22 protein-coding genes are annotated in these 23,933 nt (G+C 66.3%); 11 read left to right on the top strand and 11 right to left on the bottom strand.

Going from position 1 to position 23,933, the window contains the following annotated elements:
- Window positions 1-28 precede the first annotated feature (28 nt).
- The 3 genes from EN857_RS21605 to EN857_RS21595 are packed head-to-tail and all read left to right on the top strand — an operon-like array spanning window position 29 to window position 2,458.
- Complete coding sequence (locus tag EN857_RS21605; RefSeq protein WP_127393292.1) at window positions 29-727, top strand: fumarylacetoacetate hydrolase family protein; 699 nt, start codon at window positions 29-31, stop codon at window positions 725-727.
- A gap of 4 nt (window positions 728-731) precedes the next feature.
- Window positions 732-1,382 carry a maleylacetoacetate isomerase gene (gene maiA / locus EN857_RS21600; RefSeq protein WP_127393293.1) on the top strand — a complete coding sequence of 217 codons (651 nt, stop codon included), beginning with the start codon at window positions 732-734 and terminating at the stop codon, window positions 1,380-1,382.
- Window positions 1,383-1,417: 35 nt separating this feature from the next.
- Window positions 1,418-2,458 carry a zinc-dependent alcohol dehydrogenase family protein gene (locus EN857_RS21595; RefSeq protein WP_127393294.1) on the top strand — a complete coding sequence of 347 codons (1,041 nt, stop codon included), beginning with the start codon at window positions 1,418-1,420 and terminating at the stop codon, window positions 2,456-2,458.
- A 15-nt stretch (window positions 2,459-2,473) separates the two neighbouring features.
- Here the strand turns inward: EN857_RS21595 and EN857_RS21590 are convergent, their stop codons facing one another.
- Entirely contained in the window at window positions 2,474-3,367 is an 894-nt protein-coding gene (locus EN857_RS21590) for a DMT family transporter (protein WP_127285941.1), read from the bottom strand.
- Window positions 3,368-3,473: 106 nt separating this feature from the next.
- On the opposite strand from EN857_RS21590, the gene EN857_RS21585 reads away from it, so the two are divergent.
- Window positions 3,474-4,892 (top strand): PLP-dependent aminotransferase family protein, encoded by a 1,419-nt coding sequence (locus EN857_RS21585; protein WP_135858367.1) that lies wholly within the window; start codon window positions 3,474-3,476, stop codon window positions 4,890-4,892.
- A 6-nt stretch (window positions 4,893-4,898) separates the two neighbouring features.
- Here the strand turns inward: EN857_RS21585 and EN857_RS21580 are convergent, their stop codons facing one another.
- Window positions 4,899-5,792, bottom strand: a complete 894-nt coding sequence (locus tag EN857_RS21580; RefSeq protein ID WP_127394344.1) for a LysR family transcriptional regulator — start codon at window positions 5,790-5,792, stop codon at window positions 4,899-4,901.
- Window positions 5,793-5,906: 114 nt separating this feature from the next.
- Between EN857_RS21580 and EN857_RS21575 the strand changes: the two genes are divergently transcribed.
- Complete coding sequence (locus tag EN857_RS21575) at window positions 5,907-7,361, top strand: MFS transporter (RefSeq protein ID WP_128346105.1); 1,455 nt, start codon at window positions 5,907-5,909, stop codon at window positions 7,359-7,361.
- Between the two features lie 138 nt (window positions 7,362-7,499).
- Here the strand turns inward: EN857_RS21575 and EN857_RS21570 are convergent, their stop codons facing one another.
- Both EN857_RS21570 and EN857_RS21560 read right to left on the bottom strand, forming a co-directional pair.
- Window positions 7,500-7,997 carry a MaoC family dehydratase gene (locus tag EN857_RS21570; protein WP_127285957.1) on the bottom strand — a complete coding sequence of 166 codons (498 nt, stop codon included), beginning with the start codon at window positions 7,995-7,997 and terminating at the stop codon, window positions 7,500-7,502.
- A gap of 34 nt (window positions 7,998-8,031) precedes the next feature.
- Complete coding sequence (locus EN857_RS21560) at window positions 8,032-9,198, bottom strand: DUF445 family protein (RefSeq protein ID WP_245511280.1); 1,167 nt, start codon at window positions 9,196-9,198, stop codon at window positions 8,032-8,034.
- 201 nt (window positions 9,199-9,399) lie between these two features.
- On the opposite strand from EN857_RS21560, the gene rirA reads away from it, so the two are divergent.
- A complete protein-coding gene (rirA, locus tag EN857_RS21555; RefSeq protein ID WP_135858365.1) occupies window positions 9,400-9,861 on the top strand; it encodes an iron-responsive transcriptional regulator RirA in 462 nt (153 codons plus the stop codon).
- Window positions 9,862-9,874: 13 nt separating this feature from the next.
- On the opposite strand, the gene EN857_RS21550 is transcribed toward rirA, so the two are convergent.
- From EN857_RS21550 to hemP, 5 genes are read right to left on the bottom strand one after another with little or no spacing between them, the layout of a single operon-like run.
- Window positions 9,875-10,663, bottom strand: a complete 789-nt coding sequence (locus EN857_RS21550) for a heme ABC transporter ATP-binding protein (protein WP_127311405.1) — start codon at window positions 10,661-10,663, stop codon at window positions 9,875-9,877.
- A 7-nt stretch (window positions 10,664-10,670) separates the two neighbouring features.
- Window positions 10,671-11,771, bottom strand: a complete 1,101-nt coding sequence (locus EN857_RS21545; RefSeq protein WP_135858363.1) for an iron ABC transporter permease — start codon at window positions 11,769-11,771, stop codon at window positions 10,671-10,673.
- Window positions 11,772-11,773: 2 nt separating this feature from the next.
- Complete coding sequence (locus EN857_RS21540; RefSeq protein ID WP_127285963.1) at window positions 11,774-12,670, bottom strand: hemin ABC transporter substrate-binding protein; 897 nt, start codon at window positions 12,668-12,670, stop codon at window positions 11,774-11,776.
- A 12-nt stretch (window positions 12,671-12,682) separates the two neighbouring features.
- Complete coding sequence (locus EN857_RS21535; protein WP_127285964.1) at window positions 12,683-13,744, bottom strand: hemin-degrading factor; 1,062 nt, start codon at window positions 13,742-13,744, stop codon at window positions 12,683-12,685.
- 36 nt (window positions 13,745-13,780) lie between these two features.
- Entirely contained in the window at window positions 13,781-13,987 is a 207-nt protein-coding gene (gene hemP / locus EN857_RS21530) for a hemin uptake protein HemP (RefSeq protein ID WP_127285965.1), read from the bottom strand.
- Between the two features lie 281 nt (window positions 13,988-14,268).
- Between hemP and EN857_RS21525 the strand changes: the two genes are divergently transcribed.
- The 4 genes from EN857_RS21525 (at window position 14,269) to EN857_RS21510 (ending at window position 18,316) form a co-directional block, all read left to right on the top strand.
- A complete protein-coding gene (locus EN857_RS21525) occupies window positions 14,269-16,407 on the top strand; it encodes a TonB-dependent hemoglobin/transferrin/lactoferrin family receptor (protein WP_245493485.1) in 2,139 nt (712 codons plus the stop codon).
- A gap of 5 nt (window positions 16,408-16,412) precedes the next feature.
- Entirely contained in the window at window positions 16,413-16,853 is a 441-nt protein-coding gene (locus EN857_RS21520) for a hypothetical protein (protein WP_127285681.1), read from the top strand.
- Between the two features lie 102 nt (window positions 16,854-16,955).
- The gene (locus tag EN857_RS21515; protein WP_245509017.1) at window positions 16,956-17,957 is read left to right on the top strand and encodes an energy transducer TonB; all 1,002 of its coding nucleotides are present in this window, start codon (window positions 16,956-16,958) and stop codon (window positions 17,955-17,957) included.
- Between the two features lie 44 nt (window positions 17,958-18,001).
- Window positions 18,002-18,316 (top strand): antibiotic biosynthesis monooxygenase, encoded by a 315-nt coding sequence (locus EN857_RS21510; RefSeq protein WP_127285680.1) that lies wholly within the window; start codon window positions 18,002-18,004, stop codon window positions 18,314-18,316.
- Between the two features lie 175 nt (window positions 18,317-18,491).
- Here EN857_RS21510 and putA read toward each other — a convergent pair whose 3' ends face one another.
- The gene (gene putA, locus EN857_RS21505; protein WP_127391900.1) at window positions 18,492-22,103 is read right to left on the bottom strand and encodes a bifunctional proline dehydrogenase/L-glutamate gamma-semialdehyde dehydrogenase PutA; all 3,612 of its coding nucleotides are present in this window, start codon (window positions 22,101-22,103) and stop codon (window positions 18,492-18,494) included.
- Window positions 22,104-22,266: 163 nt separating this feature from the next.
- Here putA and EN857_RS21500 point away from each other — a divergent pair, with 163 nt between their 5' ends.
- A complete protein-coding gene (locus EN857_RS21500) occupies window positions 22,267-22,719 on the top strand; it encodes an Lrp/AsnC ligand binding domain-containing protein (RefSeq protein WP_127285682.1) in 453 nt (150 codons plus the stop codon).
- Window position 22,720: 1 nt separating this feature from the next.
- Here the strand turns inward: EN857_RS21500 and EN857_RS21495 are convergent, their stop codons facing one another.
- Window positions 22,721-23,929 (bottom strand): cytochrome c peroxidase, encoded by a 1,209-nt coding sequence (locus EN857_RS21495; protein ID WP_127391901.1) that lies wholly within the window; start codon window positions 23,927-23,929, stop codon window positions 22,721-22,723.
- Window positions 23,930-23,933 lie beyond the last annotated feature (4 nt).

Here is a 23,933-nt window from a genome sequence, read left to right as displayed (position 1 = left end):
CGACCAGAGATACGATTGAGAGAAACGCATGACGGAATTCGTCCTTCCTTTGCCCGCGACCCCGTCCGTTGCCGTCGCGGGCTCGCACGAACGCTTCGCGGTGCGCCGCATCTTCTGCGTCGGGCGCAACTATGCGGCGCATGCAAGGGAACTCGGCAATGACGAGCGCGATCCGCCCTTCTTCTTCACCAAGCCGGCCGACGCGGTGGTCGACAGCGGCGCCACCATCCCCTACCCGCCACTGACCGCGAACCTGCATCACGAGATCGAGCTGGTCGCGGCGATCGGCAAGGCGGGCTTCCGCATTCCCCGCGACGAGGCGCTTGCTCATGTCTGGGGCTATGCCGTCGGCATCGACCTCACCCGGCGCGACCTGCAGGACCAGGCCAAGAAGGCGGCGCGGCCCTGGGACTGGTCGAAGGCCTTCGACCGTTCCGCCCCGTGCGGCGCGCTGGTCCCGGCGCAGAAGTCCGGCCACCCCGCGAAGGGCCGCATCTGGCTCGCCGTCGACGGCAAGGTCCGGCAGGATGCCGACCTTGCCGAGCTGATCTGGCCGCTCGCAGACATCGTCTCGATCTGCAGCGAGGCGGTCGAAGTGGAACCGGGCGACCTGATCTTCACCGGCACGCCAGCCGGCGTCGGCGCGGTCGGGCCGGGCGAAACGATGACCGGCGGCGTCGACGGCATCGGCGCCATCGAAATCACCATCGGCCAGCCGGCAGCGTGATGCGATGAGCGACCTGATCCTCCACAATTACTACCGCTCCTCCACCTCCTACCGGGTGCGCATCGCGCTGGAGATGAAGGGCCTCAGCTACGACTACGTGCCGCATCATCTGCGCCATGGCGAGCACCTCGAAGCCGCCTACCGCGCGGTCAATCCGCAAGGGCTGGTGCCGGCGCTGGTTCTCGGCGACGGCCGGCTTTTGACGCAGTCGCTGGCGATCATCGAATATCTCGACGAGACCGTGCCCGAGCCGCCGCTTCTGCCGAAGGACGCGCTCGGCCGGGCGCGCGTCAGGATGCTGGCGCAGATGATCGCCTGCGACATCCATCCGGTGAACAATCTGCGCGTGCTCACCTCGCTCCGCACGCTGTTCGGCGCCAGCGACCAGGATGTCGTCAACTGGTTCCGGCACTGGGTGAACGAAGGGTTCCAGCCGCTTGAGACGATTCTCGCTTCATCGCCCGAGACCGGCACCTTCTGTCACGGAGACACGCCCGGCCTTGCCGACATCTGTCTCGCCGCCCAGGTCACCAACAACGCCCGTTTCGGCGTCGACATGGCGCCCTATCCGGTGATCTCGCGCATCCACGCCGCCTGCATGGCGCTGCCGGCTTTCCGCAAGGCGGCGCCGGAGAATCAGGTAGACGCGGAGTAGCCGCACAATTCCGGGTAGAGCATGAGGAGTTGCCGATGAAAGCCGTCGTCTTCGAGAAGTTCGGCGAGGCGCCGACGATCCAGACCGTCCCCGACCCGAAGCCGGCGCCGGAAGGCGTCGTCATCAAGGTCGAGGCGACCGGGCTTTGCCGCAGCGACTGGCATGGCTGGATGGGCCATGATGACGGCATCACGCTGCCGCATGTGCCCGGCCACGAACTCGCCGGCATCGTCGTCGCCGCAGGCAAGCGGGTGACCCGCTGGAAGGCCGGCGACCGCGTCACCGTGCCGTTCGCCATTGGCTGCGGCCGCTGCTTCGAATGCACCTCGGGCAACCACCAGGTTTGCGAGCACCAGACGCAGCCCGGCTTCACCGGCTGGGGCTCGTTCGCCGAATATGTCGCCATCGACCATGCCGACACTAACCTGGTGCGCCTGCCGGACGAGATGGACTTCGCCACCGCCGCCAGCCTCGGCTGCCGCTTCGTCACCTCCTTCCGCGCCATCGTCGACCAGGGCCGGGTGAAGCCGGGCGAATGGGTGGCCGTGCATGGCTGCGGCGGCGTCGGCCTGTCGGCGATTATGATCGCCAGCTCGATGGGCGCTAACGTCATCGCCATCGACCTCACCGACGAGAAGCTGGACTTCGCAAGGAAGATCGGCGCCGTGGCGACGATCAACGCCTCGAACACCCCCAACGTGGTCAAGGCGGTCAAGCAGATCACCAATGGCGGCGCGCATATGTCGATGGACGCGCTCGGCCACCCGACCACCTCGTTCAATTCGATCGCCAATCTGCGCCGCCGCGGCCGCCACGTTCAGGTCGGCCTGATGCTGGCCGAGCATGCCAAGCCGCAGGTGCCGATGGACAAGGTGATCGCCTTCGAGCTCGAGATATTCGGCAGCCACGGCATGCAGGCCTACCGCTATCCGGCGATGATGGAAATGATCCGCACCGGCAAGCTGAAGCCGGAACTTCTGGTCGGCAAGAAGATCAGCCTCGAGGATGCGCCTGCGGCCTTGATGGCGATGGGCGGCTTCGAGGGCATCGGCATCGGCGTAGTGACGAAGTTCTAGGAGCGGATGCCGGCGTCACGCCGAAGCCGCGGGTCTCGGCAACTCCTGCTTGGCGAATCTCTTGGCGCCGACGACGCAAAGCACCACGGCGACGGTGACGGCGATCATCAGCGGGCTGACCTGCTCGTGCAGCAGGCTCGCCGCCAGCGCCAGGCCGAAGAAGGGCTGCAAAAGCTGCAGCTGGCCGACGGCGGCGATGCCGCCTTGGGCCAGGCCGCGATACCAGAACACGAAGCCGATCAGCATGCTGAACAGCGAGACATAGGCGAGGCCGGCCCAGGCGCCGGAGCCGATGCCGACGAAGGACGGGGGCAGCGTTGCAAAGGTCAGCACCAGCATGATCGGCAGCGAGATCGCCAGCGCCCAGCAGATCACCTGCCAACCGCCGAGCCGGCGCGACAGCGCGGCCCCTTCCGCATAACCCAGTCCACAGACGATAATGGCGGCCAGCATCAGGCCGTCGCCAATTGGTGACGCCGTCCCGCCTTGCATCAGGGCAAAGCCCGCGACGAGCGCACTGCCGAGGCAGGAGAACAGCCAGAAGGCCGGGCGTGGACGCTCGCCGCCACGCAGCACGCCGAAGATCGCCGTCGCCAGCGGCAGCAGACCGACGAAGATGATGGAATGGGCCGAGGTGACGTGCTTGAGCGCCAGCGCCGTCAGCAAGGGGAAGCCGACGACCACGCCCAGCGCAACGATCGCCAGCGACAGCAGATCCCCGCGCTCCGGCCGTTTCTGCCGGAACAGGATGAGCATCGCCAGGCCGAGCAGTCCGGCAATCGCCGCGCGGGCCGAAGTCAGGAAGGTCGGATCGAAATCCGCCACCGCCACGCGCGTCGCCGGCAGCGAGCCGCTGAAGATCAACACCCCGACGAATCCGTTCACCCAGCCGCTCGCGGTCTTGTCCATTCCAGGCTCCATTTCTTTCGCCCTGTATCGCGCAGACCCCTATGGTGCAGCCAGAGACAATGCGGTACAATTCGGCAAAACTGTAATGGTCAATTGAGCAATACAGATGACCGAACTCGCTCTGGAAGCCGACGCAGCGCGCACTTTTGCCGCCACCACGCTTGTCGAAACTGTCATGGCGACCATCCGCCAGCGGATCGCTGCCCGCAGCCTGACGCCGGGGGCGCGGCTGCCCTCGATCCGCGCCCTCGCCAAATCCATGCGGGTTTCGAAATCCACCGTCGTCGAGGCCTATGATCGGCTCGCCGCGGAAGGCACCATCCGCTCGCGCCCTGGCTCGGGCTTCTACGCCGCCGGCCAGCTGGCGCCTTTGTCGCTGGCCGAGATCGGCCCCCGTCTCGACCGCGAGGTCGATCCGCTCTGGGTCTCGCGCCAGTCGCTGGAAGCCGGCGACGAGGTGCTGAAACCCGGCTGCGGCTGGCTGCCGGCCGCATGGATGCCGCAAGCCGCCCTGCGCCGGGCGCTGCGCACGGCGGCGCGCGCCGATGATGTCGCGCTTGCCGATTACGGCACGCCGCTCGGCCTGCCGCCGCTGCGACAGTTGCTGGCGCGGCGCATGGCAGGGCATGGGATCGAAGCCGCGCCCGAACAGATCATGCTGACGGAATCGGGCACCCAGGCCATCGATCTCCTGTGCCGCTTCCTGATCGAGCCCGGCGATACCGTTCTGGTCGACGACCCCTGCTATTTCAATTTTCACGCGCTTCTGCGCGCCCACCGCGCCAAGGTGGTCAGCGTGCCCTACACGCCATCTGGGCCGGACATCGACCTGTTCGCCGCGGCGCTGGCCGAGCACCGGCCGCGCCTCTACATCACCAACTCCGGCATCCACAATCCGACCGGCGCGATCCTGTCGCCGGTCACCGCCCACCGGCTGCTCAAGCTCTCCGACCAGGCGGACCTCACCATCGTCGAGGACGACATCTTCGCCGATTTCGAGCACAGCCCGGCCCCTCGCCTGGCGGCGTTCGATGGCCTCAACCGCGTCGTCCAGATCGGCAGCTTCTCCAAGACGCTGTCGGCCTCGGTGCGCTGCGGCTTCATCGCGGCGCCCCGCGACTGGATCGAGCAGCTCATCGACCTCAAGATCGCCACGACCTTCGGCGGCGGCAGGCTGGCGGCCGAACTGGTGCTGACCCTGCTGAAGGACGGCAGCTACCGCAAGCATGTCGAGGCGTTGCGCATCCGGCTTGCGCGCGCCATGGCCGAAACGAGTGCCCGCCTGAAGCCGATCGGCATCACGCCGTGGATCGAGCAGCCGGCCGGCCTGTTCCTGTGGTGCAGCCTGCCGGAGGGCCTGGATGCGGCGGAGGTCGCTCGCCGCGCACTGGCCGACAGTGTGGTGCTGGCACCCGGCAATGCGTTCAGCCTGTCCGGAACAGCCAGCCGCTTCCTGCGCTTCAATGTCGCCCAGTCGGCTGACGAACGCATCTTCACGGCGCTCGAAGCGGCGATGTCAGCGTAATTCCGCTCAGCCGGAAGCGGCGCAGACCGCGCGCACGCAATCGCGCAGCCAGCGTTGCGCCGGATCGGCGTCGAGGCGCGGATGCCAGAGCATGGAGATCGTCACCTCCGCTGTCGCGACCGGCAGGGGAAAGCTGAACATGCCGGCGCGCGCGCCTTCCGTATGCCGCTCGGGCACGCTGGCGATCAGGTCGGACGCGCGGGCCATGGCGAGGGTCGCCGAGAAGCTGGACACCATGCACACCACAGTCCGGCGCAGTCCGAGCTGTTCCAGGGCCTGGTCAATCGGCCCTCTCTCGCGGCCGCGCCGGGAAACGCTGATGTGGCGCCCGGCCGCGAAGCGCGCCGGCGTGACGGGGCCCAGGCTTAGCGGATGGCCGGACCGCGCCGCACCGACGAAACGGTCGCGAAAGAGCGTCTGAATGCGGACCTCGGGTCCGGTCTCGCCGGCTACGCCGATCTCCAGATCGATGGTCGCGTCGCGCAGCGACGCTACGTCCTTGTCGGACTTCGGCGCGAAGCGCAGCCGCACATTGGCAGCCTCCGCTCCGGCGCGGGCGACAAGCCGCGGCCCGAACTCCTCGACGAAGCTTTCGTTGGTGCGCAGCGTAAACGTCCGGTCGAGGCCTTGCAGGTCGAGCAGCCCGGCCGGGCGCAGCAACGCTTCCCCGTCTTCGACCACGCGGCCCACCTGCAGCCGCAATTCCTGCGCGCGCGGCGTCGGCACAAGGCCCCGGCCGGCGCGGACCAGCAGCGGATCGCCCGTCGCCTCGCGCAGGCGCGCCAGCGTGCGGCTCATCGCCGACGGGCTGAGGCGCAGCCTTTGCGCGGCGCGCGCCACGCTGCCTTCGTTGAGCAGGACATCCAGGGCGGCCAGCAGGTTGAGATCGGGTGACGGCATCGCCGGATCATAGCACGGATATATGGCGTCGCATGCATGAATAAGATGCAAATGCTGCGTCTTTCGCCATGTCAGCGAGGGGCGTACGACCAGGCCGAAGCAAAGGAGCAAGCCATGGCGAACGTCGCGGAAAAAGTTGGAACCGAAAGCAATTGGATTGACGGCGCTGCGACGCCCACGCGGTCCGTTCGCTGGGCGCTGGCCAGCCTGTCGCTTGCCACGCTGTTGTCCTCTCTCGGCACCAGCATCGCCAGCGTCGGCCTGCCATCGCTGATGCAGGCGTTCGGCGCCTCGTTCCAGTCCGTGCAATGGGTGGTGCTGGCCTATCTGCTTGCCATCACCACCATGATCGTCAGCGCCGGGCGGCTGGCCGACATTGTCGGCCGCCGTCCGCTCCTGCTCGCCGGCATCGCCCTGTTCACGATCGCCTCGGCGCTCTGCGCGCTGGCGCCGACGCTTGGGCTGTTGATCGCGGCGCGGGCCGCGCAAGGCCTTGGCGCGGCCGTGATGATGGCGCTGACGCTGGCCTTCGTCGCCGGCACCGTCCCTAAGGCCAGGACCGGCAGCGCCATGGGCCTGCTCGGCGCCATGTCGTCGATCGGCACCATGCTTGGCCCCTCGCTCGGCGGACTGCTGATCGCCGGCGCCGGCTGGCGGGCGATGTTCCTGGTCAATGTGCCGCTCGGCATGCTGGCTTTCGCGCTTGCCTGGCGCGCGCTGCCCAAGGACGGCAGGTCCGGGCCGGGACGAAGCGCTTTCGATACGCTCGGGACGGTTCTGCTCGGCCTGACGCTGGCCGCCTACGCGCTGGCCATGACACTGGGCAAGGGCAGCGTTGGTCTGCTCAATCTCGCCCTGCTTGTCGTTGCCGCCCTTGGCGTCGCCTTGTTCATCGTGACGGAATTGAAGGTCGAAACGCCGCTCGTCCGCCTGGCTGCATTCGGCGACCGCATGCTGACCGCAAGCCTCGCCATGAGCGTCGTCGTCTCGACCGTGGTGATGGGCCAGTTGGTGGTCGCGCCGTTCTACCTCTCCAGAGCGCTGGGCCTCGACCCCGCCACCGTCGGGCTGGTAATGTCCACGGCACCGTTGGTCGCGACGCTGGCTGCGGTGCCGGCGGGGCGGCTGGTCGACCGCTTCGGTGCCCAGCCGACGATGATAGCCGGCCTGGCCTCGCTCGTTCTCGGCACGTTTGCCCTCTCGTCGATCCGGATCGCGTTCGGCATTCCCGGCTACGTCGTCCCGGTCCTGGCGCTGAGCGGCGGCTACGCCCTGTTCCAGACCGCGAATAACGCCGCGGTGATGGGGGCCGCGACCGCCGACCAGCGCGGCGTCGTCTCCGGCCTCGTCAACCTGTCGCGCAATCTCGGCCTGATCACCGGCGCATCGCTGATGGGCGCCATATTCGCCGCGGCATCTGCTGGAGCAGATTCAGCGACCCCATCGGCAACCCTGCTCGGAATGCAGGTCACGTTCCGGTTCGCGATGGCGCTTGCGCTGTTTGCGCTCGGCCTTGGCGTGTTCTGCCGGCGGGCGGCTACGAGAAGCAAGGAGCGGGCCGAGGCCTAGAGCTGTTTCGAAATTCGCTCTGGCGAACCATATGGTGGTGGCTTCGAGAACCGGAGCGCAGCGGACGTTTGGGCCTGTGACCACCGGAAGCGCACAAAACGCCATCAGATGGCCGCCAGAGTAGAATTCCAAACAGCTCTAGGCCCCTGCCCGCTTGCGGCGCTCGTACAGCATAACCAGTGTCTCGGCGGTCAAGGCCGGCTTCTGCTCGCCTTCGATTTCGACCGTATTGGCGGCCTTCATCAGATACTGGCCGGGGCCCCTGTCCTCCATGGACAGCAGCGTCGTGCGCAACCTGATGCGCGAGCCGACCCGGACCGGCGCCAGGAAACGCACCTTGTCGAAGCCGTAATTGAAGGCGGCCTGGGTGTTTTCGGGCACGATGCCCATGTCGAGCGCCAACGCGCCGATGATCGACAGCGTCAGATAGCCATGCGCGATCGTGGTGCGGAACGGACTCTGCCGTTTTGCCCTTTCAGGGTCGACATGGATCCATTGATGGTCGCCAGTGCATTCGGCGAACTGGTCGATGCGATGCTGGTCGACCGTCGTCCACTCCGACACGCCGACTTCCTGCCCGGCCATCGTCCTCAACTGCTCGAAGGTCGGCGGCGTCCTCGGCCGTGTTTCCGTCATTCCTGCTTTCCCGATCGCTTTGCCTGTCTCCCGATCACGAAGCGGAGCCCACTGTCAATTCGCCGCCTGGCAATTCGGTTCCGACAGGCAGCGTTTTGCTGCCATGGGTGGCAGTTCGTCCACAATGCCGCCGGAAGGCAGCATTGCCCCTCAACGCCCGCGACCTAGCCGCTCCCGGAAGCGCGAGGGTACCTGGCAGGCAGCACCAGCGACGCCGGTGGGAAGCGTCACTTCTTGTCGTAGCCGGCGCGGATCTCCGCCATCGCGTCCTTGATCCGCTCGCGCAGGATCTCGATGGATTCGGTGCCGGATTTCCTGGCCATTTCAGCCACCTCGCCGATTGCTTCGACGTCCTCAGCCGTTCGATGAAAGTCCTCGCGAAACGGTCGAACTCTGCCCGCATCGGGTGGTCGGGATCGGCCCGCACCTCCTCGAGCAGCGTGCCTGCCGAGGCCACGATCTTCTTCAGGAGATAGGCGTCGGCGCGAAACAGGTTGAACAGCGACGGCAATTCCTCGCGGATCTTCTCGCGCATGGCGGAGAGCGCCTCCTCGTCGTTGAGGAACCGGCCGATCACCCTGGTGAACTCGTCGAACAGTTTCTGGTGGCGGCGGTCGTCGGTGAGCGCCGACAGGAGCTCGGCGGCAAGCGGCGCCAGCGGCACCTTCTCGACCTCATCCATCATGCGGCTGGTGACGAAGCCGCGCAGGCCGGATTGTTCGACGGCGGCAAGCGTCTGCGGCACAAGGCGGGCGACAAAGCGCGACAGGCCGGCGGCGCGCTCCGCATCGGCCAGCCAGTCGGCGACCAAGGCGGAGAAATCGACCTCGGCCAGCTTTTCGCGCACCGGCTCCGGCGCCAGGAAATTGACCTCGATAAAGCGGCCGAGATTGTCGGCGATGCGGTTCTGGTTTTCCGGGATGATGGCCGTGTGCGGGATCGGCAGGCCGAGCGGGCGCCTGAACAGCGCCACCACCGCATACCAGTCGGCCAGCCCGCCGATGGTCGCCGCCTCGGCGAAGGCGGCGACGAAGCCGAGCCACGGATAGGTGCCCTCGAACGACTTGGCGAGCGCAAAGACCAGAACGCAGAGCGCCAGCGCCGCGGTCGCCACGAACTTGGTTCGCCTCAGCGCCGCAAGCTTGGCAGCGGCGTCGGTGTCGAATCGGACATGGTTCATGGCCGGGGCCGCTTGTGACATTGTGAGCCGCTCCTGATCGATGTTGCGACTTATCTAGGGACGCTGAAGGCCAAATGCCCGCGGCACGCTACCCACGCTCACGATTTGCGCCACCATGCACATAAAGTTGACGCGTTTATTCATCTATCGTGCGCTGCCAGTCTGGAATTGTTCCAAGGTATAGGCCATATTGAGCCCAAGCTACTGGTTCAAGAGGACGAAATGCGGCTGACGCGCCAGACCAACTATGCCGTGCGCATCCTGATGTATTGCGCCGCCAATACCGAACGGCTGAGTCGCATCCCCGAGATCGCCGCCGCCTATTCGGTGTCGGAGCTGTTCCTGTTCAAAATCCTGCAGCCGCTGGTGGAGAACGGCCTGGTCGAGACGGTGCGTGGCAGGAATGGCGGCGTCAGGCTCGGCCGTCCGGCCGAACAGATCAGCCTGTTCGACGTCGTGCGGGTGACCGAAGAGAGCTTCGCCATGGCCGAATGCTTCGAGAACGACGCGGTCGAATGCCCGCTGGTTGACAGCTGCGCGCTGAACTCAGCGCTGCGCGAGGCGCTCAACGCCTTCTTTGCCGTGCTGTCGCGCTACACGATCGCCGACCTTGTTGCGGCGCGCCCGAATGTGCGCCATCTGCTCGGCATCGACATGCTGGAGCAGCGGGCCCCGGCCGCCTGATTGCAGCCGGCGGCTAGGCCGCCGATTGCGGCAAAACGAACGGCATATTGGCTGCCGGCAGCACGCCAACTTTCAACCGGCAATCGAACACCTTCTCGATCAGTTCGTCGGTCAGCACGTGCTGCGGCGCGCCCGCGGCGGCGAGCCGGCCGCGATGCATGACGTGGATGCGGTCTGCATACATGGCGGTCAGGTTGAGATCGTGCAGGATGGCGACGACGCCGCCGCCGCGCCTGGCGAAGTCGCGGGCAATGTCCATGATGATCAGTTGGTGCTTGACGTCGAGGCTGGACACCGGCTCGTCGAGGAACAGGTAGCGTGGCTTGCCGTCGAGCACCGGCGCCCAGACCTGGCAGAGCACGCGGGCAAGCTGCACGCGCTGCTGCTCGCCGCCTGAAAGCTCCTGGTAGAATCGTCCGGCAAAGCCGTCGAGATCGACGCGCGCCAGCGCCCGCTCAGGCAGCCGCGCGTTCTCGCCGGGCAGCACGCCGGAGCGTCCGCCGACAAGGCCGAGCCTGACGATCTCGCGCACCGTGAACGGAAAGGACAATGTCGTCGCTTGCGGCAGCACGGCGCGATAGGTCGCCGCCTCAACCGGCTTCATCGCCTTGAGGTCGCAGCCGTTCAGCGCAATGCCGCCCGTATAGGCAAGCTCGCCCGACAGCGCCTTGAGGAATGTCGTCTTGCCCGAACCGTTGGGTCCGACAATGGCCGCGATCTCGCCCGGCCGCGCGGCGAAATCGACGTGGGTGACGATGCGCTTGCCGCAGATCGCCACCGAAACATCGCGCGCTTCGATCATGCCAGCCTCACAGGTCGATCACGCCGCGCTTGCGCAGCAGGATCCACAGGAAGAACGGCGCGCCGGCGACCGCCGTAACGATGCCGATCGGCAGTTCGGCGGGCGCGACGATGGTGCGGGCGACCGCATCGGCCAGCAGCAAGAGCGAGCCGCCGAGCAAGGCCGACGCCGGCAGCAGATAGCGGTTGTCCGGGCCGATCAGCAGGCGCAGCAGATGCGGTACGACGATGCCGACGAAGCCGATGCCGCCGCTGACGGCGACGGAGGCACCAACCGCCGCCGAGACACCGACGATCGCCGTGTATTTCAGCCGCTGCACCGGAATGCCCAAATGGCCCGCCGTCGCTTCGCCCAGCGCCAGCGCGTTGAGGCCGCGCGCCAGGAACGGCATCGCCGAGAGGGCCAGAACGATGACCGGCCCGACGGAGCCGATCTTCTGCCAGGTCGCGCCGGCGAGCGAGCCGAGCTGCCAGAAGGTCAGGTCGCGCAACTGCCGATCGTCGGCCATGAAGATCAGGATCCCGGTCAGCGCCATGGCAAGCGCAGCGAGCGCAAGGCCGGCGAGCAGCATGCTGGCGACCGAGGTGCGGCCATGCCTGGTCGCAACGCGATAGAGCAGCAGCGTCACCGCCAGCCCGCCAGTGAAGGCCGCCAGCGGCAGCGCCAGCGTGCCGAGGGCCGAGGTGAGCGGCGCCAGCCACGTCGAGCCAAGCACGATGACGGCGACGGCGCCAAGGCTGGAACCGGCCGAGACGCCGATCAGGCCGGGGTCGGCGAGCGGATTGCGGAACAATCCCTGCATCACCGCCCCCGACACGGCGAGTGCGGCGCCGATCAGCACGCCGAGCAGGGCGCGCGGCAAGCGGATGTCGTAGACGATCAGCCGGTCGCGGGCGCTCAATACCGCGTCGCCGGGCACCGCACCGGTGAGCCAGTCACGAACGACGCCGACGGCCGAGGCGTCGGAGGCGCCCGATGTCAGCGACAGCAGCACCGAGACGGCAAGCGCCAGGCACAGAGAGAGTATGACGAGACGAGCGCGCGCCGAACGGTCGCCCTCGGCCACCGTCATCCTGCCCGCCGCGCCGGCGATCGATTGACCCGCCATGATCAGTCCGTGACCTGGCCGCCATAGAGCGAAACGGCAAGGTCGTGGATGGCTTCTGCCGTGCGCGGTCCGAAGCCGAGCAGATAGCCGCCATCCATGCGGATGACCTTGCGGGCGAGGCCGGCCGGCGTCGAGGCAATCGACGGATTCGAGAACAGCTCGTCGTCGGACACCGCCGGTCCGGCATTGTCCATCATCAGGATGACGTCCGGCTTGGCGGTGACGATCGCCTCGTCCGACAGCTGTTTGTAGCCGGAGAAGCGCTCGACCGCGTTGACGCCGCCGGCCAGCCTGACGATGCCGTCGGCGGCGGTGTCGCTGCCGGCGGCAAGGATCTTGCCGCCCTGTGTCGACAGCACGAACAGGATGCGTTTGCGCTCCTTGATCGAGGCCGTCTGCTTCTCGGCGGCCTTCAGTCCGGCGTCGACCTTGGCCGCCAGCCTGTCCGCCTTGGCATCGACGCCGAGCGCCTTGCCGACGAGGCGGATTTTTTCGAGGATTCCGTCATGGGTGTAGTGCTCGGGCAGCTCGATGAAGGGAACGCTCGACTTCCTCAGAACGTCGACCGCTTCCTTCGGGCCGCTGCCGTGCAGGGCCAATATCCCCGACGGATTGACCGACAGCACGCCTTCCGGCGACAGCTGGCGCATATAGCCGACGTCCGGCAGCTTGAGTGCGGCTTCCGGATAGCGGCTGGTCGAGTCGCGCGCGACGAGGTGGTCCTCTTCGCCGAGCGCGTAGACGATCTCGGTGATCGAGCCGCCGATGGCGACGATCTTCGACGTGTCGGCGAAGACGGTCGCGGCTTCCTCGGCTCGAACCGGCAGGACGGCAAGAAGAAGCGAAAGTCCGATTGCCGGAGCAAGGTTCGGTCGCGACAGACTGGGGAAGGAAACCATGGTTCATCCTCCTCAGGCAGCGGTCGGGCTTGGGATGCGCGGCAGGTTCTCGGCGAGGAACCGCCAGTCGTCGCGCTCGCCCTCGCCTTCGTGGCGCTTGCCGAAGAACTGGATGATCATCTTGCCGTCGGCGCCATAGGCTTCGAGCGAGGTGACATGGCCGTCCTTGGTCGGCTTGCGCACGGCCCAGACCTCATGGATGTGGTCGTTCCTGAAGTGCAGGTGGAACGTCTCGTCCAGCACGTTGATCCACGGCCCCATCGGCTTGACCGCCTTGATCGGACCGGAATGGATCTGGATGCAGCCGCGGTTTCCGACGAAGCACATGATCGGCATCGCGCCTTCGGCGGCGTGATGGAACATGGCGGCTACGGCATCCTTGTCGAGCAGCCAGGCATAATCCTGGCCGACCATGCGCACCGCCTGGCGGCGGCTGAGCTTCAGCGTCTTCAGCATGCCGAAGAACTGATGCACGTCGGTGAGCCTGCTCCACCGGTCGCGCAGGTCGTCGATGCTGGCCGCCTGCCCCTCGACTTCCGGCTCCTCCTCGCTCGCGCTTGCCGACACGGAAACGATCGGCTCCTGGTTCGACGATTCCAGTTCCGCCACCAGCTTCTGGTAGGCGTAGAGGTTCGAGGCGGGCCTCAGATGCACCTTGTGCACCGCCTCGCCCGAAGCATCGAAGAACTGCAGGCTGCGGCGGATGTCGCCGCCGTCGCGCTTCTCGACGGCAAAGCCATGCGCCCAGACTTTCGGGAAGATGCGCAGGTCGATGTTCTCGCCGAGCACCATGGCGTTGTGATTGCCGGTGACGACCTTGTCGTAGACGCCGATCTTCTCGTGAACGGCGCTCTCGTTGCGGGTCAGCGCCATCACCTCGCCGACAGCTTCGAGGCCGGTCAGCAAATCGTTGACGCGCGGCTCGACCCGCACGACGCCCTGCCCGCTATGGGCCGCGACGAGCTCAGCTTCCGAGATGCCGAGCTCGGCGGCAAGGTCGCGCTCGCGCGCTTTCGGATTGTCTTCCCGCGCCCGCCGGATTTCATGCGGTGTGGGTTTCACGCGCTGGTCCATGTCTTCCCCTGCCTTCAGCCTGTCGTCGGTTGCTGCTCACTTGTTGAGGATCAGCTTGCCCTGGCGGGTGATCTTCAACCGATAGAGCGCGCCATGGTGCTCGATGCCGATCTCGTGCTCGCCTTGGAAAAGCGTGTTGCTGGAGAGCGTCCTCACCGCCAGCGGAACGCTGTCGAAACGGGTGGCAACGTCTTCGGAACGACGGACGCGATAGCGGAAATCGTTTGCGTTGTGCGTGTTCATCTGGGTCGGTCCTTTCCCTGTGCCGGCCACCTGGCCGGACGTCTGCATAAAATGCCGATTCATTTCTTGACTCGAATAATCATGTTTTATAACCAGTGCAATACCGGAGTAAATGAGTCAACATTTAACGCGCCGGATGTGATGAAAAATGCCAGCGAGCCCTCGGGCCAGCCAGCAGCGAACCTGTAATCTGGAGTTGGGGCATGGGGTTGGCGAATTGGCAAAGGCTGGGTCTGGCGGATGAGAACGCGGGCTCGGCGCAACGGTCTATGGCAAGGGGAATGGCCGCGCTTCTGGCCGGCGCGGCGGCGATCGCGATCCTGACTCCGCCGGCAAGCGCGCAGCAGACAGCCCAGGCTGCAAGCGACCAGCAGGCCGATCCTGCAAAGAAGACGGAAGAGACGAAGCCGGCCGAGGCGACGCTGCTCGACAAGATCCTGGTGCTCAGCCGCACCGGCGAGACGGCGATCCAGTCGCTCGCCTCGGCCAGCCATGTCGACCGCGAGCAGCTCGACCGCCGCATGGCGACGACGCCGAACGAGATGCTGCTCGGCGTGCCGGGGGTGACCGTGCAGGCCGACGCGCGCCGCGTCAGCTCCAGCATCAACATCCGCGGCCTGCAGGATTTCGGCCGCGTCGCGGTCATCATCGACGGCGCCAGGCAGGATTTCCAGCGCTCCGATCATGGCACGCAGTCGACCTTCTACGTCGACCCTGAACTCATCAAATCCGTCGACGTGATCCGCGGTCCGGTCGCCAACACCTATGGCTCCGGCGCCATCGGCGGCGTCGTCTTCTTCGACACCAAGGATGCCGAGGATTTCCTCAAGCCGGAGGAAAGCTGGGCTAGCGCGCTCACCGGCCGTTATGAAAGCAACGGCAAGGGCTGGACCACCAGCGCCACCGGCGCCTACCGCTTCAACGAGAACTGGGATGTGCTCGGCAACATCGTCTACCGCGACTATGACGACTACAAGAATGGCGGCGGCGACACTGTCGGCGGCACCGGCTTCGACGTGCTGAGCGGCCTGCTCAAGACCACGATCCGCCCGACCGAGAACAGCGAGTTGAAACTCGGCTGGGTCGGCTCCAGCGACGGCTGGACGGAGACCAGCAGCGGCGTGCCGGCCAACGATGTCGACCTGAAGTCGAACACTTTTACAGCCCGCTACAACATCACCGACGACTCCAGGAGCTGGCTCGATCTCCACATCAACGCCTCCTACAACAAGACCAACCTCGATCTGACCAGCCTTGTCGCGCAAAACCGGTTCGATCCGGAAACCGGTCTTCCCGTCGTGTTGCCTGCGGGGTCGACCTCGACCTTCGATGTCGGCACAACCGGCATCGATATCTGGAACACGTCGCGCTTCGAGACCGCCGGCGTCGCGCACGAGCTGACCTATGGCGGCGACTGGGTCGGCGACAATGTCGAGACGGGCGGTACCGCCGGCGGCGACAGCTTCTACACGCCGTCCGGCAAGCGCAACGTCTCCGGCGCCTACATCCAGGACAAACTGACCTGGGAGTGGCTCGAGGTGATCACCGGCCTGCGTTACGACAGCTACAGGCTGAAGGATTCGGATAACGAGACATCCGGCGACAGGCTGTCGCCGCGCATCACCGTCGGCGTCTCGCCCTTCGAAAGCGCCAGCCTGTCTGGCCTGCAGTTCTATGGCACCTACGCCGAAGGCTACCGCTCGCCCTCGCTGACGGAGACGCTGATCAGCGGCAACCATCCGGCCGGCGTCAGCTTCCCGTTCCTGCCCAACCCCAACCTGCGGCCCGAAACCGGCAAGACGGTCGAATTCGGCGTCAACTTCAAGCAGAACGACATCTTCGAAGCCGGCGACGCGCTGCGGCTCAAGGCCGCCTATTTCAACAACAATGTCGACGACTACATTGACGGCGTCGTGCTGTCGGCATTCGACCCGACCAGCGGCTGCCCGTTCGGCCCGGGCATCCCGATCTGCTTCCAGTACCAGAACTTCGCCAAGGCCAAAATCAACGGCTTCGAGCTGGAAAGCGTCTACGACGCCGGTTGGGGTTATGCCGGGCTCTCGGCCTCTGTCATCGACGGCCACACGATTTCCTACAAGGGCGTGCGTGCCGACCTTGCCACCATCCCCTCCTCCCAGGTCACCGCGCAGCTCGGCCTTCGCTTCCTCGAAGACAAGCTGACCGTCGGCGGCGAGGTGCAGTACAACGGCAAGCCCAAGGGCAACTCCGTGGCCAAGGACTATACGCTGGTCAACGCCTTCGCCAGCTACCAGGCGACCGACAATCTCAAGGTCGACTTCCGCGCCGACAACCTGTTCGACGTCAAATACACCAACCCGCTGAACGGCGGCACGACGGCTGTCCTCTACGAACCCGGCATCACGCTGAAGCTGGGGGCGACCATGCGCTTTGGGGGCTGACGACCATGACAAGCTTGACGGCATCGCTTCGTCTGCTGGCCTCGACGCTGGCGATGTCGCTTGCGGCGGCGCCGGCGTGGGCCCAGTCCGCACCGGCCCCTCAACTCAGCCTCGAGCTTAATGCCGCGCAGCCCTCCGATAAGGGCTGCCGGCTGACTTTCGTGGTCAACAACGCGCTCGGCGCCGACCTGTCGAAGGCCGCCTTCGAGATCGCTCTGTTCAACGAGGCCGGCGTCGTCGACCGCTTGACCGTGCTTGACTTCAAGGACCTGCCAGCGGGCAAGACCAAGGTGACGCGCTTCGATCTTGCCGGCACCGACTGCGCCAAGGTCAGCCGCGTGCTGATCAACAGCGCGGCCGAATGCGCCGGCGCTGGCGTCAAGCCGGCCGGCTGCATGCGCGGCCTGAAGACCTCGACCAAGACCGGCATCGCTTTCGGAGTCTGATGCAACGGTGGGAATAGAGCCGTCACTCGCGCGAGACGCCCTTGCCTGGCCTCGGCCGGCATCGGCTTCGCGCCGCTCGCGGCAAGCGATCTTGATTTGACAATGCCGGACTGGTCGCGGCAGCTTCCGTACCGCGCCATGCAGGACATCAGTGAAATTTCCGACCTCAGCAGCGAGTTGACGGCAACACCAGGCGAGCCGCGTGCGGGCGCGCGGCCGCCGGAAAGGAACCTCAATTGGATCGCGACGATCGGCGCGTCCGGCACCCTTCATGCGGCGCTGGCGGCGGCCTTGATGATTGCGCCGGCGACAACCCTTAGTTTTCAGGACGCCATGCAGGCGGAGGGCGCCGATCAATCAGGCGCCAACGTCGTCGGCAGCGCCTCGGATGGACAAATGCCGGGCGCGGTCAACGTCGCGCTGGTGCCAACCCCGAAACCACCGACGACGCCGGCAGTGAAGCCGGCGCCAACTCCGGCTCCCCAGGCACAACGAGAGTCGGCAGCGCCAGCACCTGCGAAGGAAACCGTCGAAAAGCCAGACCCGGCACCTGACATTTTGATCGCCGGAACGCCGCGAGACAACCTTCACAGCCCGGCGCAGGCGGATGAGCAGCCGGTGACTTCCGCGATCCAGGACGAAAGCTCCGAGCCTGAACCGGCTTTTTCCGGGCAGCCGCCCGTCCCGACCCCGAGGCCGAGCCCTGCCGACGGTTCGGGCGCTGTAAGCAAGATGGCCGACGCGCGCGGCACGGCGGACGGGCAAGAGATCAAGGCGTCGATCGCCAGCAAGGGCAAGGCCAAGGCAGCGAACGGCGAAGCGGCGAGATCGCGCTACAGTGGCGAGATCGCCAGCAAGCTGGCGAAAGCCAATCGTCTTGTTTCAAAGTCGGCGCAGGCCAAGGCTCTCAACAATGCCACGGTGAGCTTTGTGGTGTTGGCGAATGGCCGCGTCACGGACCTTGAGCTCGCCAAAAGTTCAGGTTCACCCGAACTCGATCAGTTCGCGTTGAACCTGGTGCGCCAGCAGTCACCCTTCCCTCCCATTCCGCCGGAGATCGGAATTTCGAGCTGGCGGTTCAGAGCCCCAATCGGTCCGTACTGATCGGCTTCGAAACCACCCACCATACATCGCCAAAGGAATAGCCAATGTACATCGCCATGAACCGCTTCAAGGTCCAGAACGGCTCGGAAGACGCCTTCGAGGATGTCTGGAAGAACCGCGATTCCAGCCTCTCCGACATGAAAGGCTTCAGGGAATTCCACCTGCTGCGCGGTCCGGTCAACGAGAACGAGGGCTACACGCTGTTCGCCTCGCACACGGTTTGGGCCAGCCACGAGGATTTCGTCGCCTGGACGAAGTCGGAAAACTTCCGCGCCGCCCATCGCAACGCCGGCACCTCGAAGGTTCACTATCTCGGTCATCCCCAGTTCGAAGGGTTCTCGGTTGTCGAGGGGGCGTAGCCGCTGGCGCGCGGTCAATCTCGGTTGACGGTAAGGGTGTGTCGAGATTCAGGTCAGGCCGAGTTGAAAATGGTGGCTTCCGACAACCGGAGCGGAGCGTACTTGAAGCACGTGAGCACCGGAGGCGCAGGAAGCCGCCATTTGCAGGCCGGCCTCACCTGAATATCAACACACCCTAGGCAGCAGCCAGCAGGCTGGCGTTTCCGCCCGCCGCCGTGGTGTCGACGCAGACGGCGCGCTCATGCGCGTAGGCCGCCGGGTTGAGCACCTCGCTGACCAACGGCACGATCGGGCCGGCGCGCTCGGCGATGACCTTGCGCACGACGCGTGCCGCCTCCGGCGTGCCGGAGAAGGCGACGACGTCGACCCGCAGCGCGCGCGCCTCGACCGGGTCGGGCCTTCCGTCTATGGCCGCGATCGGCAGGCCCTTGCCGGTCAGCGCCGACAGCGCCGCCGGCGCGCCCGGCGCCACCGCGAGCACGGCGTTGCCGGCGGCGAGCGCCTGGATCGCCTGCGCCAGCAGCGTGTCGGTATCCGGTCCAAGGCAAAGCACGCGACCGCGCGGCGCCAACGACAGCGTGTTGGCCTCCCCCGTCGGGCCTGGCAGATCGACCTGACCAAAATCGATACTTGCCGCCGCGCCGATGGCCGCCGCGCCCTTGCCGCGCAGATGCTTCCGCAGGATTGCCACGCGGTCGGGCCGCGTCGACCAGCCGCCGAGCGTCGGATCGGGCAGATTGTCGGCAAGTTCGGTTGCCGTCACCTTGTGGCCCTCGGCGACATGCGTGCCCGCCTCCGGCCCCTTGCGGAAGCGCCGCAGGTAATGCGGCCCGCCGGCCTTCGGTCCCGTGCCCGAAAGCCCCTCGCCGCCGAACGGCTGCGAGCCGACCACGGCGCCGATCTGGTTGCGGTTGACATAGATGTTGCCGGCATGGATGCCGTCGACGAAATGCTGGACGCGGCCTTCGATGCGTGTGTGCAGGCCGAAGGTCAGGCCATAGCCCTTGCGGTTGATGGCGGCGATGACGGCGTCGATCTCGTCGGCGTCGAAGCTGGCGACATGCAGCACCGGGCCGAACACCTCGCGCTCCATTTCCTCGATGCCTTTGACGCGGAAGACATGCGGCGCGACGAAGCGGCCGCCCTTCGGCGCCTCGAGCTTGGCAATCAGCCGGCCCTGCAGGCCCATCCTGGTGCAATAGTCGCGGATCGACGCTTGCGCCTCGTCATCGATGACCGGGCCGACATCGGTCGAGATCAGCCAGGGATCGCCGAGGTGGAGCGCCTCCATCGCGCCCTTCAGCATCTCCAGCATCTTCTTCTCGACGTCCTTCTGCACGTAGAGCACGCGCAGCGCCGAGCAGCGCTGGCCGGCGCTCTGGAAGGCGGAGGCGAGGATGTCGCGCACCGCCTGCTCGGGCAGCGCGGTGGAATCGACGATCATGGCGTTAAGCCCGCCGGTCTCGGCGATCAGCATGGCGTCGGGCGCGGCGGTCTCGGCGAGTTGCTTCTCGATCAGCTTGGCGACCTCGGTCGAGCCGGTGAAGCAGACGCCGGCGATACGCGGGTCGGCCGTCAGCGGCGCGCCGACCGAGGGACCGTCGCCGGGCAGAAGCTGGATGATGTCTTCCGGCACGCCCGCCTCGCGCAGCATCTCGACGGCGCGGAAGGCAATCAGCGGCGTCTGTTCTGCCGGCTTGGCTATGACCGAATTGCCGGTGACGAGGGCTGCCGCGATCTGGCCGGTGAAGATGGCGAGCGGGAAATTCCACGGCGAGATGCAGACGATCGCGCCGCGCGCCTCGGTGCCCGTTTCCGCATTGGCGGCCTCGGCGGCGTAGTAGCGCAGGAAATCGACCGCCTCGCGCACCTCGGCGACGCCGTCGGCCAGCGACTTGCCGGCCTCGCGGGTGGCGAGCGCAAAGAACTCGGCCGCGTTGGCCTCATAGAGGTCGGCGGCGCGGTTCAGGATCGCCGCGCGCTCGGCGACCGGGCGCTTGGCCCAGGCCGGCTGCGCTTCGACGGCGATGCGCACGGCAGTGGCGACCTGCTTGGCGGCCGCCTCGTGGATGGTGCCGACAACCTCGTCGGGCTTCGCCGGATTGACCACCGGGCGTTCCTTGCCGTAGCCGGCGGCGCGCGTGATCGGCTTGGCGTGCCAGCGGTTCGATCCGGCGAACTCGGCCTTGGCCTTGTCGATCGCCGCCAGCGTCACCGGATCTGTGATGTCGACGCCCCTGGAATTGCGGCGGCCGGCGCCGAAGATCCCGGCGGGACGGGCGATCGCCGGATTGGCGGCGGGCCCCTGCGTCTCGACCGTTTCCAGCGGGTCGCGGGCGATGTCTTCCGGCTCGACCTCCTCGTCGGTGAGCTGGTGCACGAAGGACGAGTTGGCGCCGTTTTCCAGCAGACGGCGCACCAGATAGGCGAGCAAGTCGGAATGGGCGCCGACCGGCGCATAGATGCGGCAGCGCGCGCCTTCGGCCTGGCGCACGGTCTCGTGCAGCGCCTCGCCCATGCCGTGCAGGCGCTGGAACTCGAAGGAATCGCGATCCTTGGCCATCGACAGGATGGCGGCAACCGTATGGGCGTTGTGGGTGGCGAACTGCGGATAGATGCGGTCGGTCATCGACAGCAGCTTCTTCGCGCAGGCCATGTAGGAGACGTCAGTGTTGACCTTGCGGGTGAAGACCGGATAGCCGGCGAGCCCCAGCGTCTGCGCCCGCTTGATCTCGGTGTCCCAATAGGCGCCCTTGACCAGCCGCACCATGATGGTGCGGTCGTACTTTTTGGCCAGCTGGTAGAGCCAGTCGATGACGAAGGCCGCGCGTGGCCCATACGCTTGCACCACCACGCCGAAACCGTTCCAGCCGGCAAGCTCCGGCTCGGCCAGCACGCGCTCGATGACGTCGAGCGACAGATCGAGGCGATCCGCCTCCTCGGCGTCGATGTTGAGCCCCATGCGCGAATGCCGCGCCGCCAGCGCCAGCGACAGCAGCCGCTCGGCCATCACCGGCAGCATTGTCTCCTTCTGCGCCACTTCGTAGCGCGGATGCAGCGCCGAAAGCTTGACCGAAATGCCGTGGTTGTTGCGGATGTCCGGCCCGTTGGAACCGGAATCGAGTGAGGAGATCGCGTCGGCATAGGCCTTGTGGTAGCGCAGCGCGTCGGCCTCGGTGCGGGCCGCCTCGCCCAGCATGTCGAAGGAATAAAGATAGCCCTTCTGCGTCATCGGCCGGCCACGCTTGACGGCCTCAGCGATGGTGCGGCCGAGCACGAACTGCTCGCCCATTTCGCGCATGGCGGCTGCCACCGCCTTACGGATCACGGGTTCGCCCAGCCGGCGCACCATGGCCCGCAGCGTGCCCTCGATGCCGCCCTCACCTTCGTCCAGCACGCGCCCGGTCAGCATCAGCGCCCAGGTCGAGGCGTTGACGAAGATCGAGCTCGAGCCGCCCGAATGCGCCGACCAGTCGTGCGGCGCGATCTTGTCGGCGATGAGATCGTCCATCGTCTCGGTGTCGGGCACGCGCAGCAGCGCCTCGGCAAGGCACATCAGCGCGACACCTTCCTTGGTCGACAGGCCGTAGGCGGAGAGGAAAACCTCCATCAGCCTCGGATCGGTCGAGCCGCGCACCGCGCGCACCAGATCGGCCGCGCGGGCCGAGATCGCCTTGCGGTCATCCGCCGAAAGCCCCGCTCCATCGGCGAGCCGCTTCACCGCGGCGTCTTCGTCGGGCAAATAATTGGCACGGATCTGCTGGCGGATGGCATCGAGCGCGGGCATGGCTGTCCTATCGAGCGAGCTTGAGGGAGCGGGCCGGCGGTCACCGGACCGAATGGCGCAAGCTAGCACAATTGCCGTTTTCAGTCGGTCCAAAGAAATCGACATTCCGGTTCGATTGGACTATGATTTGCCCAGTATTCTTGCCAATTCGATTGCCAATTCGATGACAGAAGACCAATTGGACCGCATTGACCGCAACATCCTGTCGGCGCTGGCGCGCGACGGGCGGCTTTCCATGTCTGAGCTGGCCGGCAAGGTCGGCCTGTCGAAGACGCCGGTACAGGCGCGCGTCAAGCGCCTGGAGAAGGACGGTTACATTAGGGGTTACCAGGCGATCATCGATCGCGAGCGCATGGGAGAAGGCCACGTCGCGTTCGTCCAGGTGAAATTGTCGGACACCCGCTCGGCCGCGCTCGACGCCTTCAATCGATCCGTGCAGGCAGTCCCCGAGATCGAGCAATGCCATATGATGGCGTCGAGCTTCGACTACCTGTTGAAGGTCCGCACCACCGACATCGCCGCCTATCGCCGCGTGCTGGGGGAACGCATTTCGGCGCTCCCCCATGTTGCCCAGACTTCCACCTTCGTGGCGATGGAGACGGTCAAGGATCGCTAGCTCATTCCGACAGCGTCTTCAGGAACGCCACCAGCGCCGCGCGCTCGCGGTCGGAAAGCTCGACCGGGTGGACCTCGGAAACACCTTCGACGCTCGCCGGCGCCTTCGAATAATGCTCGACCACCTCTTCGAGCGACGAGAACTGCCCGGCATGCATGTAGGGCGCGCGGGCAGCGGCCCCTCGGAGCGACGGCGTCTTGTAGGCGCGCACCAGGTCCGGCCCGCCCTTCACCATGAAGCGCAGCTCACGGCACGCGTTGTCGTCGCCGTCGCGGAACTTGCCTAAGCAGTTGAACGGGTCGGCCTCGACCTGCACTACGGCATCGATGCGGCCGCGATCCGGCGGCAGGTCCTTGACCGGCGGCACGCCGGTGTTGTGGAAAGAGTTGTCGGTGAAACGCGGACCATTGTGGCAGGTCACGCAATTGGCCTTGCCGATGAACAGCTTCAGCCCAAGCATCTCCTCGGGCGACAAGGCGTCGTCCCCCTGTGGCTCGGCGCCAGATGCCAGATCGATGGCGAAACGGTCGAAGCGCGTTTGCGGCGGCTCGATCGACCGCTCGAAAGCGCCGATCGCCTTGCCGATATTGGCAAAGACGCGGTTGACGTCCTCGGCCTGGCTGACGGGCATGGCGGCCCAGGCCGCCTTCTCGGCATCCGTGCCGAGCGGGCTGGCATTGGCGGGCACAGTGGAAAGATCGGGCAGCGGCCCGAAGATGCGCTCGTAGCGCTCGCCGAAGCGTTTCTTGATGTAATGCGCGAAGGCGGCGCGGTTTCCGCCATGCTCGAGCGGGTTTTCGAGCGGCGTCAACGCCTGCGCCCACAGGCTGTCGCGCCGCCCGTCCCAGAAGAACCAGGGATCGCGCGCCACGCCGGCCAGCGGCATGGTGCGCCGGTTGGTGCGGCCGATGCCGACCGCTTGCGGCAGGTCGTCCTGGAACTGGCGGTCGATCTTGTGGCAGGTCGAACAGGACACGTTGCCGTCGCGGCTCATGCCCTGGTCGAAGAACAGCGTCGAGCCCAGGGCCGCGGCCGCCGGCACCTCGGCGAAGCGATTGGTGGTGTCGGGCTTCAGCGGCGGCATCGTGTTCAGCGCCAGCGAGGCGATGACCTTCTTCTCGGTATCGGAAAACTGCGGCTTGCCGCAGCCGGCAAGCAACGCCATGGCGACCAGTGCGACGAGAGGCAGGACCAGCAGGAGACGCCTCATCGAC

This window comes from Mesorhizobium sp. M4B.F.Ca.ET.214.01.1.1, assembly GCF_004791545.1.
In the GTDB taxonomy this organism is placed as follows: Bacteria; Pseudomonadota; Alphaproteobacteria; order Rhizobiales; family Rhizobiaceae; genus Mesorhizobium; species Mesorhizobium abyssinicae.
The sequence above is the reverse complement of the archived record's forward strand: the minus strand, read 5'-3'. Positions and strand labels throughout refer to the sequence as shown.